Consider the following 14243-nt stretch of genomic DNA (forward strand, 5'->3'; position numbering starts at 1 on the left):
GGGGGAGGCGGTCAGCGCCACAGGCTGATGCGGATGGTGAGCTGATCAGCGGGCACCTGGCGCGGTCGGGCATCCGGTTCGAACAGCGGCCGGACCAGGGCCTGGCCGTCCTGCGCCTCCACCAGTTCGACCAGACGTCCGGTCGTCAGGTCCTTCCGGATCGGGTTGTTGTCGATCCGTTCCATAAGTTCCGCATGCGTGCGGCGACGCTTCGCGTCGGTCGGCTGTACGAAACCCGCAGCGGACATGGACGGCTCCCGTGACTCTCGGATCGTTTCGGCGAGTCACCAAATTACGGGCGCGTTGGGCCTATTCCGATGCGCTTTCCTGTTCCCGAAAGAACTCGTCTCGGACTCCATGGACCAGTGCGCGAATTTCATCTCCCGCCCCGGCTCGCAGCGCTGCGCCGTAGAGCCCAGGCGAGTTCCACCGGGATTACTCCCAGCCGAACGTTTGGCAAACGGGAGACCGAGGCCAGGTGGTCGAGCTGCGTGGCCATAGCGTGCGCTGATACTAGCGGCCAAAGACAGGCCTGTTCCGTCAAAACAAAGGTGAAGTTCTTGGTGGCGTCGCGGAGCACGCTTGCCGTTCGAGCTTCTTGGCGATGACGTTCGAGTGATCGCCGGGGATCAGGGCCAGACTGGCATTGACGTACTCCGGCGTCGCGAGCAGTCCGGTGATCATGGTCGGCAGGAAGTAGCGGAGTTCAGTTGAGGCCCTCGCCCTGCTTCTTGTCCATGCCGTTTCGGCGGAGGGTTCTGGCGTCCTGCCACTCCGTACCCGCGATCCGTGTTGAATCCGGCCTGTCGTCCATCGCAACCCCTTGATATCCGTATTATGACTCCCGGAAGAACTCGTCTCGAATTCCTTCGAGCAGTGCCCGCATGTCGTCCCCGTGAAGCGCCGCATCATCAAACCTGGAGAATGTCGAAAGATAGAGGCCGACATCCCTTGGATCGCGAGTGGTGATCTCCGAATGGAATGTCTCAACAATGACCAGGCGATCGTCATGCATGCTGAAGCATGTCATCGGGAAGTCCGGCATTGGCCTGGACAGGGGAAGAACTCCGATTGTCACATTGGGAAGCCTGGACAGTGAGACCAGGCGATCCAATTGTGTCGCCATGACAGGGGGAGGGCAGATCCGCCACCGCAGCACGTGTTCGCAGATGACAAAATGAAACTCTCGGTGGCGGTCGTACAGGACGGCCTGGCGCTCCAGCCGGGCCGAGATTGTTTTTGCCTTGGACTCCGCAGGCAGCTCCGGGGGCAACGAGAACACGGCCGAGACGTACTCAGCGCTCTGGAGCAGCCCAGGAACCAGTTGCCCTTGGAACAGTCGGAGAAGGGTTGTCCGGGCTTCGATGGCCTTGATGGCATGCTGGTGCTTCCAGTGGCCGGTACGGCGGAGCTCCCGCCAGGCCGTCTCCTCGGTGGCTGCGCCGCGGGCTGCCTCTAGGAACTCGGCCTTGGCTTCGTCTGATATGCCGAGCGCAGTCAGGATGAGGTCCACGTCCTGCACGCTGGGCAGCGTCTTGCCGTTTTCGATCTTCGAAAGCTTGGCCGGAGACATGGAAGCCCTGCGGGCGACGGTCTCGGCTGTCTTGTCCGAGGTGATCCGCAGCGCCCGCAGGGCTTTGCCCAAGTCATTGTGCCGCTCCCCGCTCAAGCCGCCGTGTACTCCGCGAAGGACACGGCGTGCGCCAGAGCGATATCCCGATACTGCTGGTATTCGTTCAGACGGTCGTCCGGCAGCAGCTCGGCGCCGATGAACTGTCCTGAGTCGGTGTAGTGCATCCGGTAGACCCGGGCATCGTCGAACAGCCAGAAGTCGTGGTCGGGCAGTCCGGCCACCTCCTGTCGAGCTGTGTCGATGATGCCGATCGACTCGCCGGCCTTGACGTTGCCGGGGTATGCCGCCAACTCGTACCGGAGATAGTCCGACAGGGGAGACCGGAGGACGTGCACACGGGCCACCTGCTTGCCCAGACCCGTCATGGCGCGAACCCACGGGTTGTCGCAGCAGTCGGGCGGCAACCCTTTGCCTGCGAGGAAGTCCGCGAACTCTTCACGTTCCTCGTCAACGTCGTACACGGCCAGCGTTTCGAGTCGGAAGGCCGTTCGCTCGAACGTCTCGAAGAGACGGCCGAAGTCTTCACCCTTGAGCACGGAAGTATCCCTCCAGGACCGCAGCGGGGATCACGACCGCAGACTCACCGTCGGGCAGGTTCAGCTCCGCCAGATGGTGAGGATCGGTGATCACGTATCCCTGGACCACGTAGTCCCCGTTCTCGGAGCCCCACAGTGTGGGGCAGTTCCCGTTCTTGCAGGACCCGTCCCCGGCCAGCCAACGCAGCATCATATGCCTCCAGTTGCCAGTGGTTCCTGCCTTGGTCAATGCTCCCGACCCGCCAGGCGGAGGGTCAAGGATGTGATCTTTCCAAGACGGGAAAGCGGTTCAGTCTCCGCCCGGCCCGGCGGACAGCATGATGCCCGCGATCCCGGCTCGGACGGCGCTCACGCGGCGGCCACCTCGGGGGAGATGTGGCACCAGACGAACTTGCCGATGCCGCCGGCGCGCGGGCAGCAGCCCCACTGGGTGGCCAACTCCCGGACGAGGAGCAGGCCTCGGCCGGTCTCGTCGGACCCGGAGGCGGCACGCAGGCTGGGCTTCTCGCTGTCGGCGTCGTGCACCTCGATGCGGAGGGTGGCGTCCGGGATGAGGTGGAAACGGATGAAGATCAGGCAGTCGCGCGGGGTGCGGGCGTGCTGGACGGCGTTGGTGACGAGCTCGCTGAGCAGCAACTCGCCGGTGGGGAGCAGGTGTTCGCCGACGGGGAGCGGGAGGAGGAAGGAGCGGAGCTCCTGGCGGGCGGCTCGGGGGGACTTGTGGTGCCGGGGCAGCCAGCAGGTCTGCTCGGTGGGGGTGGGGGAGACGGTTTCAGGCATGGCGGGGCCACCTCTGGTTGGTCTGGGTGAGAGCGGCTGAAGAAGGCATGGGAATGCCCGGTGAAGAGCCCGCCATGATCACTCTGTGTCGTGTAGCGGACTACGCCACGTAGCATGCTCCTGGTGACTTCCATAGTGCAAGTCCCTACTTTGGAAGTGATCAAAGATTGTTGTCACGGGCGGAGAGCGGCAGACTGGCACCGCACATATCGCTGGGAGGTCAACGCGTGCCCGTGAACAGGAATCCGACGGTCCGACAGCGGCGGCTCGCTCGAACGCTCAAGGAGATGCGGGTTGCTGCGGGGATGACGATCGCTCAATCGGCAAGGCAGCTGGCCTGCGCCGAGAGCAAGATCAGCCGGATCGAGGCCGCACAGTCCGGTATCAGGATCGTGGATCTCCGGCTGTTGCTCGACCTCTACGGCGTGACCGACCAAGCGACGCGAAGCCAGTTGGAGGACCTGTCTCGGGATGGGCGCCTGCGTGGTTGGTGGGACAGATACTCCGACACCCTGTCGCCGCTGTATGCCGACTACATCTCGCTGGAGGCGGATGCCTCCGATGCCTACAGCGTGGAGACCTTCCTGATTCCGGGCCTCCTTCAGACGGAGGACTACACCCGGGCTGTCGTGCGGGCGCAGATAGAGGATGCCAGCGTTGAACAGGTGGAGCGACTGACGAAGGTTCGGCTAGAGCGGCGGTCGGTGTTGAAGCGCCAATCTCCGCTTCGGCTATGGGTTGTGCTGTCGGAGTCCGTGCTGAAGCACCAGATCGGCGGGCGGGCGGTGATGCGCGAGCAACTCGACTACCTGGTCGCGATGGCAGATCGGCCCAACATCAACATCCAGGTGCTGCCGGAGAACTCGGATGTCCATGCCGCACTGTTCGGTCCACTTGTCATCCTGAGCTTCCCAGAGAGCACTGAGACGGACGTCGTGTACGTGGACGGCCTCCTCAGCACGCTCTACATCGAGGAGCCGGGAGAGGTCTTCAAGTACTCCAACCTGTTCCGGCGAGCGCTGGCCGAGTCTCTGCCTCGCAAGGAATCAATCGCGCTCATCGAGCGCATCGCGAAAGGAAAGCACAGCGATGAGTAGCATCCCGGAGGGTGCGGCCGCTGCTGACCTCATCTGGCGAAAGTCATCGTTCTCAGGCGCGCAGAGCAATTGTGTGGAGATCGCGGTTGGCGACACCGGTGTTGTTCCGGTGCGGGACTCGAAGAACCCTGACGGGCCGGCTCTGCTCTTCCCGGCTGATGCTTGGGCTTCGTTCCTCGCCGGGGTCAAGGGCGGGGAGTTTCCGACCGACTGAAACAACATTGGTGCCCCGCACGGGCTGTGGCCGTGCGGGGCACCTCTGTCAGATCTTCGGGCTTAGAAGTCGTCGTCGAAGGAGACCGAGCCCTCGACGGCGACCTGGTACGCGGACACCCGGCGCTCGAAGAAGTTGGTCAGCTCCTGGACGTTCTGCAGCTCCATGAAGCCGAACGGGTTGGTGGACCCGTACCGGATCGGCAGCCCCAGACGGGCCAGGCGCTGATCCGCAACGGCCTCCAGGTACTGGCGCATCGAGTCGGTGTTCATGCCGGCGAGACCGTCACCGCACAGGTCCTGGGCGAACTGGAGCTCGGCCTCGACGGCCTCCTCCAGCATCTCCGTGACCTGCTTGGCCATCTCGTCGTCGAAGAGGTCGGGCTCCTCCTCGCGGACGGTGTCCACCACCGACATGGCGAAGTCCATGTGCATGGACTCGTCGCGGAACACCCAGTTGGTGCCCGTCGCCAGTCCGTGCAGCAGACCCCGGCTCCGGAACCAGTACACGTACGCGAACGCGCCGTAGAAGAACAGGCCCTCGACGCACGCGGCGAAGCAGATCAGGTTGAGCAGGAACGCCCGCCTGTCCTCCTTCGTCTGCAGCGAGTCGATGTGGTCGACCGCGTTCATGTACTTGAAGCAGAACTTGGCCTTCTGCGCGATCGACGGAATGTTCTCCACGGCGGCGAACGCGGCCGCGCGGTCCTCCGGGTCGGGCAGGTAGGTGTCCAGCAGCGTCAGGTAGAACTGGACGTGCACGGCCTCCTCGAACAGCTGGCGCGACAGGTACAGCCGCGCCTCCGGGGAGTTGATGTGCTTGTAGAGGCTCAGCACCACGTTGTTGGCGACGATCGAGTCACCGGTCGCGAAGAAGGCGACCAGGCGGCCGATCAGGTGGCGCTCGCCCTCGCTGAGCTTCGCCAGGTCGGCGACGTCCGAGTGCAGGTCCACCTCCTCGACCGTCCAGGTGTTCTTGATCGCGTCCCGGTACCGGTCGTAGAACGACGGGTAGCGCATCGGGCGCAGGGTCAGCTCGAAGCCGGGGTCGAGCAGCATCTTGCGGTCTTCGGGGGTGCTCACTGGCAGGCCTCGCAGGACTCGGGGTTCTCCAGGGAGCAGGCGATGGCGGCTTCCTGCTCCGGGGTGAGGGTCGGGGTGTTCACCGGCACGGGCGCGGCGGCGCGAGCGGCACCCGGCGCGGCCTGCGCGATGCGGGTCGCCGGGCGCGAGCGCAGGTAGTAGGTGGTCTTGAGACCGACCTTCCACGCGTACGCGTACATCGAGCTGAGCTTGCCGATGGTCGGCGCGGCCATGAACAGGTTCAGCGACTGGCTCTGGTCGATGTACGGCATGCGGGCCGCGGCCAGGTCGATCAGCGCGCGCTGGGGCAGCTCCCAAGCCGTCCGGTAGAGCGAACGGACCTCGGCCGGCAGCCAGTTGAACTCCTGCACGGATCCGTTGGAGTCGCGCAGCGCGTCCCGGGTCTGCTGGTCCCAGACGCCGAGCTCCTTGAGCTCCCGCACCAGGTACGGGTTGACCTGCAGGAACTCACCGCTCAGCGTCTCGCGCTTGAACAGGTTGGAGACCTGCGGCTCGATGCACTCGTAGACGCCGGCGATCGAGGCGATGGTGGCGGTCGGGGCGATGGCCAGCAGCAGCGAGTTGCGCAGGCCGGTGACGGCGATCCGCTCGCGCAGCGCGCTCCAGCGGTCGGCCCACTGCGGGGCGGCCGTCGGGAAGTGGTCGATGTGCAGCTCGCCGCGGGCGGCGCGGGTCTCGCCGTAGGCCTCGTGGCGGCCCAGCTGCTCGGCCAGGTCGGCGGAGCGCTCGTACGCGGTGAGCATGATGCGCTCGGCGATGAGCGTGGACAGCCGCGCGGCCTCGGCGGAGTCGAAGTCGATCCGCAGCTTGAAGAAGACGTCCTGCAGGCCCATCACGCCGAGGCCGACCGGCCGCCAGCGGGAGTTGGAGGCGCCGGCCTCGGGGGTCGGGTAGAAGTTGATGTCCACCACGCGGTCGAGGAAGGTGACGGCGGTGCGCACGGTGGCGTCGAGCCGCTCCCAGTCCATCGCGCCGAGAAGATCGTCAGCGGACGCGCCGGAAGCCACGTGCGCACCGAGGTTGACCGACCCCAGGTTGCAGACGGCGGTCTCGGAGTCGTCTGTGACCTCCAGGATCTCGGTGCACAGGTTGGACGAGTGCACCGTACGGCCGGGCAGCGCGGTCTGGTTGGCGGCGCGGTTGGAGGCGTCCTTGAAGGTCATCCAACCGTTGCCGGTCTGCGCGAGGGTGCGCATCATGCGGGCGTAGAGGGTCTGCGCCGGGATGGTGCGGACGGCCTTGCCGGCCAGTTCGGCCTTGCGGTAGGCCTCGTCGAAGTCGGCGCCCCAGAGGTCGACCAGCTCGGGCACGTCGGCCGGGGAGAACAGCGACCAGTCCTCGTTGGCGTTGACCCGGCGCATGAACTCGTCCGGGATCCAGTGCGCCAGGTTGAGGTTGTGGGTGCGGCGCGCCTCCTCACCGGTGTTGTCGCGCAGCTCCAGGAACTCCTCGATGTCCGCGTGCCAGGTCTCCAGGTAGACGCAGGCCGCGCCCTTGCGGCGGCCGCCCTGGTTGACCGCGGCGACCGAGGAGTCGAGGGTGCGCAGGAACGGGACGATGCCGTTGGACTTGCCGTTGGTGCCGCGGATCAGGCTGCCGCGGGAGCGGATGCGCGAGTAGGACAGGCCGATGCCGCCGGCGTGCTTGGAGAGGCGGGCGATCTGCGCGTAGCGGTTGTAGATCGAGTCCAGGTTGTCCAGCGGCGAGTCGAGCAGGTAGCAGCTCGACATCTGCGGGTGCCGGGTGCCGGAGTTGAACAGGGTCGGCGAGGAGGTCAGGTACTCCAGACGGCTCATCAGGCCGTACAGCTCGGCCACCTCGCGCACCGACTGCTCGCTGTCGCCGACCGCCAGGCCGCAGGCGACGCGGAGCAGGAAGTGCTGCGGGGTCTCGACGACCTTGCGGGTGATCGGGTGGCGCAGCAGGTAGCGGGACTGCACGGTGCGCAGGCCGAAGTACTCGAAGCGGTCGTCGCCGTTGGCGTCGATCAGCGCGTCGAGGGCGGCGGCGTGCTTGGCGACGAAGGCGGCGGTGGTGTCGCCGATCAGGCCCTCGGCGTGGCCGACGGCGACCGAGGCGGAGAAGGAGACCGCGCCCTGGCTGTTCGCCTCGTCGACGATCTCCAGGGCGAGCAGGCGGGCGGCGAGCTTCGAGTACTGCGGGTCCTCGGCGATCATCGACGCGGCGGCGTCCACGGCCAGCCCGCGCAGCTCGGCGAAGTCCGAGCCGGCGTGGCGCCCGCGCAGCGCGGCGGCGGCGACGTGGCCGGGGTCCACCTGGGGGAGATCGGCGCTGCGGTCGGTGAGCATCCGCAGGAGCGCGCCGCCGGGGTCGGAGACCGTCGGGTCGGCGGGGGCGGAGCCGGAGCCCTGGGCGGGCAGGGTTGCTGAGGCAGCGGTGGTCAAGGCGCTCTCTCCTGGCGGCGATCGGCGGCGGTGATCGGGGCACCGGGCCGTCCGGGGCAGGGGCGCACGGCGCGGGGCGCAAGCGGCGTCCGCGCGACGGTGGCATCCCCGGCCCGCCCGCGAGGCCCGGAAGGTACTGCTGGTGCTGCCGGCCTCTGCGGGAGGGCCTGTGGCACACCGTCGGCAGGTACTCGGACTCGCGGGCACGGCTCGTGGAGCCGTCCGCACACCGCTGCGGGGCAGTCCCGGACTCCCACCGGGTTCCCCTGCGTCGACAGCAGGGATGAGCATACATCTAGTGCCGTGAATCCGATGCAGCCCCACATGTAGTGTCACGCGGCGCAGTTGTTCGAGCACCTGTGCGATAGGCTGCTCAGGCCGGGGGGTGCCATTCCTGGCCCGTGCGGCCATCGCACGGGCGCATCCGCACCTGCGCGGCCCCGCCCGAGGCGGCCCCGGGAGTATCGACGCAGCGCCCGCTGTCCTGGTTCGCGAGCTGGCCCGTGGGGGTCACCCGCCAGCGCTGGTCGGGGCGGGAGGTGCACGTAGTGAGGACGGGGAAGCCGAGGTCCGGGTCCTCCATGCAGCGCCCGCTCTGGCCGATCGAGCCGTCGTCCGCCATCGTCCAGGCCTGCGCGGGGGAGCCGTCACAGGTGCCGGCGCCGACCGCGGCGGGATCGCCCGCCACCCGGCTGTCCAGGCAGAGTCCGGGCAGGGCCGAGGTGATCGCGCCGCTGGGCTGGCCGGCGGCGGCCTGGAACGAGAACGCGTCGCTGCTGAGCCCGGCGCCGCCCTCCCAGATCTCGAACCCGGCCTGGACGGCACACAGGTACGAACCGGGCGGGACATAGCCGCGCTGGACCGCGTCGCGGGTGAAGGCCCGCAGGTCCAGGTCGGTGACGGAGGTCGCGCTGGTGGCCATCTCGTAGGTGATCAGGGTGTGGCTGCTCTTCTTCGGCGCCTCGTACACGCGGTAGGAGGTGCCGCCGGCCCGCAGTTCGCCGTTCTGCTGGCCGAACGGCGTCTTGCCGTTGCCGCGCAGCCAGATCATCAGCTCGGCGCTCTCCGTGAAGGAGCAGCTGGTCCGGTCGCTGCTGTACCAGAGGTCGTACGAGACGTTGTAGACGCCGCCGTCGACCTGGGTGGTGTGCCAGCTGCTGGTCGCGTACCGCAGGTTGTTCACGGCGATGGGCAGCGGGCCGGTGCCGGGCTGGAGCTGGGTGCTGATGTGCGGGTAGGCGCCGGGGCCGCGGTCCGGGTCGGTCAGGCTGGCGCGGTTGACGCCGCTGCGGGTCACCCGGAAGCCGGTGCCGCCGTCGGTGCTGCTGATGCACAGGCCGCCGGTGGCGTTCCACTCGTTGGGGTTGATCAGGTAGCGGCCGGAGTCGACGGCCTGGGAGGGGTAGCGGTTCTCCCCGGTGGAGCAGATCTCGCCGGTGGTGGCGGCGGGCAGCGGGGTGACCGCGGGGACGGCCCTGGCGGGCTCCTGGTGGTCCCGCGGGAGCAGCAGGGCGCACAGGACCAGCGCGATCACGACGGTCGGCGCGAGCAGCCACCACGGGCGCCGGCTCACGCGCCCGATCGCGGGCACGGCGGGGTCGGTCATGGGTCTCGTGCCTCCCTGCTGCTGTGTGGTCGTCCGGTCCGTCGGCCGGGTCGGCGGCGCGCTCACCCGGCGGAGGGGGAGCCGGACTTGGACCGGGTGGCCGTGGCGGTCGGCTTCCTGGTGGGGGGCTTGGTGGTGGCCGTGGCCGACGGGGAGGCCGAGGAGGAGGGAGAGGCCGAGGGGTCGGGCGCCGGCGCGGGCGTGGGGGCCGGCGGGGCGGCGGCCAGGGCCGGCTCGGAGCGGACGGTCCACGGCGTGCCGTACCGGGGCGCGGAGACCCCGGCGGCGTACGCCTCGGAGGCGGCGCCGGAGGCGGCCACCCGCCAGTCCACCTCCTTGCGCGACTCGTACCAGATCACGCCGATGATGTCGGGGTGCTGGGGGAGCTGCGAGAACATCTCGGTGATCCACTGCGCCTTCAGGCCCGAGGTGTCGGTGGCCCCGGTCTCGGTGATCACCACGGGCTTCTGGGTGAACTCCCGCAGTTCCTTGATGGTCGGCTCGAAGATCTGGTTGAAGGACTTGTACTTCTCGACGCCGGTCGTGCCGTAGTAGCCGGACAGGCCGACCCAGTCGACGTAGTCGTCGCCGGGGTAGAGCGTGTTCAGCGGGGTGGCGTTCTCGTAGTCGACGTTGGGGCTCCACACCCAGGCCACCCGGGTGGCGCCGGCCTGCTTGAAGACGTCGTGGACGTGCTTCCAGGCCTGGATGTACTGGCCTTTCCTGTTCCCGTTGGCCTGCTCGCACCACGGGTACCAGTAGCCGTTCATCTCGTGGGCGAAGCGCAGGGCGACGGGGTAGCCGAGGCCCTTGATGCCCTCGGCCCAGGTCCTGATGTAGTCGTCGAACTTGCCGTCGATGATGTTGGAGAGGGCGTACTCGGGCTGCTCGCCGCGGAGTTTGTCCTCTTTCGCTTCCTTGTGGTAGTCCCACGGCTCCCAGGCGACCATCGGCATGATGCCGCGCTCGGCCACCGTGTCGAAGACCCGGCGGTCGAACTTGCGGTCCCACCAGCCCACCGAGAACTCCAGCACGTTCGGCTGGTGCTTCACGGCGGCCGTGAACTCGTCGAGCGGGCCGAGGTCGTACGGGCCCGTCTTGGTCATGATGCCGGTGAACGCGCCGCCGGCCGGCGGGAACTGCGGCGGCGGGGGCGGACCGGCGGGCGTCGGGGCCGTCGTCGGGCCCGGCGTCGCCGGGGCGGGGGTGGCGGTCGGGGACGCGGCCAGGGCTGTGGTCAGCCAGCTCGGCATCGCGGTCGGGGCCGAGCCGGCGAAGGTGTACGGCTCGCGGGCGGAGGATCGGGCGAGCCGGGGCGCGAGCACGAAGGTGTACCCGACCATCAGGACCAGGGCGAGCAGGGCGGCGATCCGGGGGATGGTGATCCGCAGCATCAGCGGGCCCCCTGCTGCGGCCGTCCGCCGGCCCGGGCGGGCTCCAGCAGTTCCTCGAACTCGTCGTCGTCGGGTTCCTCGGCCTGCTGCGGATTGGTCCGCTGGCTCGGCAGGTGCCCGGCGACGGAGGACTCGGGCGCCTCGGCGGTCTCGGAGGCCTCAGCGGTCTCGGCGCTCTCGGCGGTCGTGGCGGTCTGGGTGTCCTCGGACGTCTCGGTGTCCTCGTACGCCTCGGCGTACTCGGCAGCCCTGGCCGCGGCGGCCTGCTGGACGTGGGCCTCACGGCGTCCGCTGACGAAGGAGATCACCAGGGGTGCGACACCGGTGAACAGGCTGACCCCGGCCCAGAACCGCAGGATCCAGATGTCGTGGTGCAGCGTGAAGCTCGCCCCGAGCAGCCCGCCCGCGACGGCCGCCCACATCAGGTGCAGCCGGAACGTCGACAGCGACTCGGCGCTGCGCAGGTCGCCCTTGGCGGTGACGGCGTAGGCGAGCGGGCGGCGCAGCAGCGCGGCGCCCGCGGCCGCGACGTAGACCGGGCCGGCGAACAGGGCCAGCCCCATGCCCGCCGTGCCGATCTCGCGGCGCTCGTGTGCGGCCAGGTTGAACCGGCGCAGCCACAGCCACAGCACGAACCAGCTGCCCATGCTGGCGCCCCACAGGACCATCCAGTGGGTGCTGTTGAGGTGGATGGAGGTGACGCCGAGGGCCAGGTACACGGAGGTGGCGAGGCTGCCGAGGACGGTGTTGACCGCCACGCTCGGGTAGTAGAACTGGACCAGGCCGTAGAGCACCCGCTGGCGCAGCCGCAGCTTGATGCCCGAGCGCAGCCGGCTCTTGAGCAGGATCTCCCAGATGCCGTACGCCCAGCGCTTCTGCTGGTTGAAGTAGTCGGTCCAGGAGGTCGGCCCCTCGCCGACGGCCAGGACGTCGGGGGTGTAGACGCCCTTCCAGCGATGGCCGGTCCCCGGGTTGACGGAGGCCTGGATCCGCATGCTGGTCAGGTGGTCCTCGATGATCGAGTCCTGGTAGCCGCCGATCTGCTGCCACGCGGTGGGGCGGTACAGGTGGTTGGTGCCGATCAGCAGCGGCGCGTCCATGCCGTTGCCGCCGCGCTCGACCAGGCCGGAGAACAGGTACTGCTGCACGGAGGCGCCGTGGGCGACCCAGTTGTCGTACATGTTGCCGTACACCTGGGGAGCCACCACGAACGCGACGTCGGGGTCGTGGAAGTAGCCGAGGGTGCGCTCCAGGAAGCAGGGCAGCGGCACGTGGTCCGGGTCCATCTGGGCCACCACGTCGTAGCCGTGCTCGTGCTCGGCGCGCCAGGAGTTGTGGTTGCCGGACTTGGTCTTGGCCCGGAACTCGCCCTCGGCCTGGTTGTACTCGGGGCGGCCCTTGCGGCTGAAGTGGTGGACGCCGAGCCGGGCGGCCATCTCCTTGACCCGGTCGTCGTCGCCCTCGTCGAGTATCCAGACGTCGATCTGGCCGTCGTACTCGATCCGCAGCATGGCCCGGAGGGTCCGTTCGACGATCTCGATCGGCTCCTTGGAGGGCACGATCGTGGTCAGCACGGCGACCTTCAGGCCGGGCGGCGGGGTGACCGGCACCGGGTCCTTGGCGCGGAAGGCGAACACCCAGACGGCGAGGTTCTGGACCAGCCGGATCACCTCGACCGTCACCACGGCGCAGAAGCAGATCCGGGCCAGATTGACCCGCCAGTCCGGGGACCAGCCCACGCCCGATCCGGGGATGTGCTCGGGGAGCAGCAGCCAGCCGACGAAGGCGAGGCCGGCCAGCGCGTTGGCGGCGACCAGCACGGTCATGACGAACTTGACGCCGCGTGAGGAGACCGAGCGGTAGCGGACGGCGGCGCCGTCCTCGCCGGCCGTCAGCGGGCCCGTGGTCTCGGCGCAGGCGACGTACGCGCGCTGGGCCGCGGTGTTGCGCAGGTCCCGGCGAAGGAGCCGCCGTTCGTGCCGGGCCCGGGGAAGTACGCGCCCGTGGCGCCCCCGTCCCCGGTTGATCCGGTTCGCCGCGTGTTCGTTGGTGGAGTCCACCGGTAAGCCCCCATACAACCGCTTCGTCGCTGCGAAGCCGCTGGTTCCCTGCTCCGTCAGCGCCCGTCGGCGCTGGTCACCCGGCCGTCGGTCGACGGCTGTCGCGGCGTGCCGGCGCCGCTCAGGTGGATGGTCTGATAGTCGTTCAAGCGGTCAGCATACGGGCAGCGGTGGAACGGTCACAGCCGGGGTTCGGGGTCCGCAGGCGCCACGACGTCCGCAGGCCCCGCCGAAAAGGGCGGGGCCTGCGGAGCTGAACCCACGTCAGGGAGTGATCTTGACGGAGTTCGCGATCTGGTCCATCAGCGTCAGCGGCGGGGCCTCCGACGCCTGGTCGAGGCAGATCTGGAGCACCGGCACGGTGGTGGCTCCGGCCGCCGGGGTGACCTCGAGGATGCCGCAGTAGCTGTCCGGCGCCGACGAGGAGCTGGACATCGGGACGTGCCACAGCGCGAGGTAGCCGTCCATGCCCTGGATCTTGACGGCCGACTGCTTCACCGGCTCCGGCGGGGTCGGCGAGTCCGAGCCGTAGCGGGCGTTGTAGAGCAGCTGGCCCATACCGAGCACCAGGGACTTCGGGTCGGACCAGCCGCCGTTGAACACCCGGAGGTTCTGGACGACCATGCCGCGCGTGCAGGCCCCGCTGCCGTGGCCCACGCAGGCGTACGGGCCGACCGCGTACCGCACCTCGTTCGGCGCCTTGGCGTCGACCTGGACCTGCCAGTCCTGCGGCAGCATGAAGTTCATCTTCGAGTCCTGGCCGGTGATCTGGCGCCCGCCGGAGAGCGGCTGGCCGCCGGTCAGGGCGGTGCCCATGAAACCGTTGGGGCTCTTGGGGTCGCCGGCGGCCGTCGGGGACGCGGTCGAGTCGGCCTTCGTCGAACCGGGCTTGGCGGTCTTGTGGCCGACGACGTACCCGCCCCCGGCCATCACGAGGGACAGCGCGACGGCGCCGACGGCCAGGAGCACCCGGTGCTTGGTGCGGTTCGGCTCGACGGTCTCGAAGACCACCGAGGTCGGGACCGGCTTGGGGGCGGCCGGCGCCGGGGTTGGCGTCGGCTGCGGTGCCGGGGTGGGCGTCGGCACGGGCTGCGGGGCCGGCGCGGCGGACGGGTTCGGCAGGGATGCCATCGTCGGCGTGGCCGGCTGCGGGGCCGGCGCGGTGGGCGCGGGCTGCGGAGCCGGGACGGCCGGGGAGACGGCCGTCGGCGCGGCGGCGTTCCGGGCGGCCTGGCCGGGGAAGGTGCTCGCGGGCGCGGCCGCACCCCCGGGCTTAGGCTGAATCTTGTCGGTCCAGATCGAACCGTCCCACCAGCGCAGTGTGTTGGGCTGCCCTGAAGGGTCGTCGTACCAGCCGCTCGGCGCACTCCCCGTCGTCATGCGGCGGATCCTAGCAGTGTCCCGATCGGATGGTC

12 protein-coding genes, 1 pseudogene and 1 riboswitch are annotated in these 14243 nt (G+C 68.9%); of the genes and pseudogenes, 2 read left to right on the top strand and 11 right to left on the bottom strand.

The genetic code is table 11. From position 1 onward, the window contains the following. Nucleotides 1-11: 11 nt before the first annotated feature. The 5 genes and pseudogenes from F7Q99_RS17160 to F7Q99_RS17180 form a co-directional block, all read right to left on the bottom strand. Nucleotides 12-248: a hypothetical protein gene (locus tag F7Q99_RS17160; protein WP_153462521.1), complete on the bottom strand. Its 237-nt coding sequence runs from the start codon at nucleotides 246-248 to the stop codon at nucleotides 12-14. Nucleotides 249-427: 179 nt separating this feature from the next. Continuing rightward, nucleotides 428-814 (bottom strand): annotated as a pseudogene (locus F7Q99_RS41205) (Scr1 family TA system antitoxin-like transcriptional regulator); the annotation flags it as partial. Nucleotides 815-835: 21 nt separating this feature from the next. Beyond that, the gene (locus F7Q99_RS17170; protein WP_230210248.1) at nucleotides 836-1645 is read right to left on the bottom strand and encodes a helix-turn-helix domain-containing protein; all 810 of its coding nucleotides are present in this window, start codon (nucleotides 1643-1645) and stop codon (nucleotides 836-838) included. A 20-nt stretch (nucleotides 1646-1665) separates the two neighbouring features. Further along, the gene (locus F7Q99_RS17175; protein WP_326846766.1) at nucleotides 1666-2169 is read right to left on the bottom strand and encodes a DUF6879 family protein; all 504 of its coding nucleotides are present in this window, start codon (nucleotides 2167-2169) and stop codon (nucleotides 1666-1668) included. 348 nt (nucleotides 2170-2517) lie between these two features. Continuing rightward, nucleotides 2518-2949 carry an ATP-binding protein gene (locus F7Q99_RS17180; protein ID WP_153462527.1) on the bottom strand — a complete coding sequence of 144 codons (432 nt, stop codon included), beginning with the start codon at nucleotides 2947-2949 and terminating at the stop codon, nucleotides 2518-2520. A 227-nt stretch (nucleotides 2950-3176) separates the two neighbouring features. On the opposite strand from F7Q99_RS17180, the gene F7Q99_RS17185 reads away from it, so the two are divergent. After that, on the top strand, nucleotides 3177-4046 hold the full coding sequence (locus F7Q99_RS17185; RefSeq protein WP_153462529.1) for a helix-turn-helix domain-containing protein: 870 nt from the start codon (nucleotides 3177-3179) through the stop codon (nucleotides 4044-4046). Next, nucleotides 4039-4260: a DUF397 domain-containing protein gene (locus tag F7Q99_RS17190; protein WP_153462531.1), complete on the top strand. Its 222-nt coding sequence runs from the start codon at nucleotides 4039-4041 to the stop codon at nucleotides 4258-4260. Before F7Q99_RS17185 ends, F7Q99_RS17190 begins: the two co-directional genes overlap by 8 nt. Nucleotides 4261-4322: 62 nt before the next feature. Here the strand turns inward: F7Q99_RS17190 and F7Q99_RS17195 are convergent, their stop codons facing one another. From F7Q99_RS17195 to F7Q99_RS17220, 6 genes are all read right to left on the bottom strand, one after another. Next, the gene (locus F7Q99_RS17195) at nucleotides 4323-5318 is read right to left on the bottom strand and encodes a ribonucleotide-diphosphate reductase subunit beta (RefSeq protein ID WP_153466293.1); all 996 of its coding nucleotides are present in this window, start codon (nucleotides 5316-5318) and stop codon (nucleotides 4323-4325) included. Nucleotides 5319-5338: 20 nt separating this feature from the next. Beyond that, nucleotides 5339-7672: a ribonucleoside-diphosphate reductase subunit alpha gene (locus F7Q99_RS17200; protein WP_230210705.1), complete on the bottom strand. Its 2334-nt coding sequence runs from the start codon at nucleotides 7670-7672 to the stop codon at nucleotides 5339-5341. Between the two features lie 261 nt (nucleotides 7673-7933). Further along, nucleotides 7934-8063: riboswitch (cobalamin riboswitch) on the bottom strand. Between the two features lie 78 nt (nucleotides 8064-8141). Beyond that, entirely contained in the window at nucleotides 8142-9374 is a 1233-nt protein-coding gene (locus F7Q99_RS17205; RefSeq protein ID WP_153462533.1) for a ricin-type beta-trefoil lectin domain protein, read from the bottom strand. A gap of 62 nt (nucleotides 9375-9436) precedes the next feature. Then, nucleotides 9437-10768 (bottom strand): glycoside hydrolase family 26 protein, encoded by a 1332-nt coding sequence (locus F7Q99_RS17210; protein WP_153462535.1) that lies wholly within the window; start codon nucleotides 10766-10768, stop codon nucleotides 9437-9439. Further along, nucleotides 10768-12828: a glycosyltransferase family 2 protein gene (locus F7Q99_RS17215; RefSeq protein WP_326846767.1), complete on the bottom strand. Its 2061-nt coding sequence runs from the start codon at nucleotides 12826-12828 to the stop codon at nucleotides 10768-10770. Before F7Q99_RS17215 ends, F7Q99_RS17210 begins: the two co-directional genes overlap by 1 nt. A 264-nt stretch (nucleotides 12829-13092) precedes the next feature. Next, nucleotides 13093-14208 (bottom strand): DUF2510 domain-containing protein, encoded by a 1116-nt coding sequence (locus F7Q99_RS17220; RefSeq protein ID WP_153462537.1) that lies wholly within the window; start codon nucleotides 14206-14208, stop codon nucleotides 13093-13095. Nucleotides 14209-14243 lie beyond the last annotated feature (35 nt).

Origin of the sequence: Streptomyces kaniharaensis, from assembly GCF_009569385.1 — a bacterium.
GTDB lineage: Bacteria > Actinomycetota > Actinomycetes > Streptomycetales > Streptomycetaceae > Kitasatospora > Kitasatospora kaniharaensis.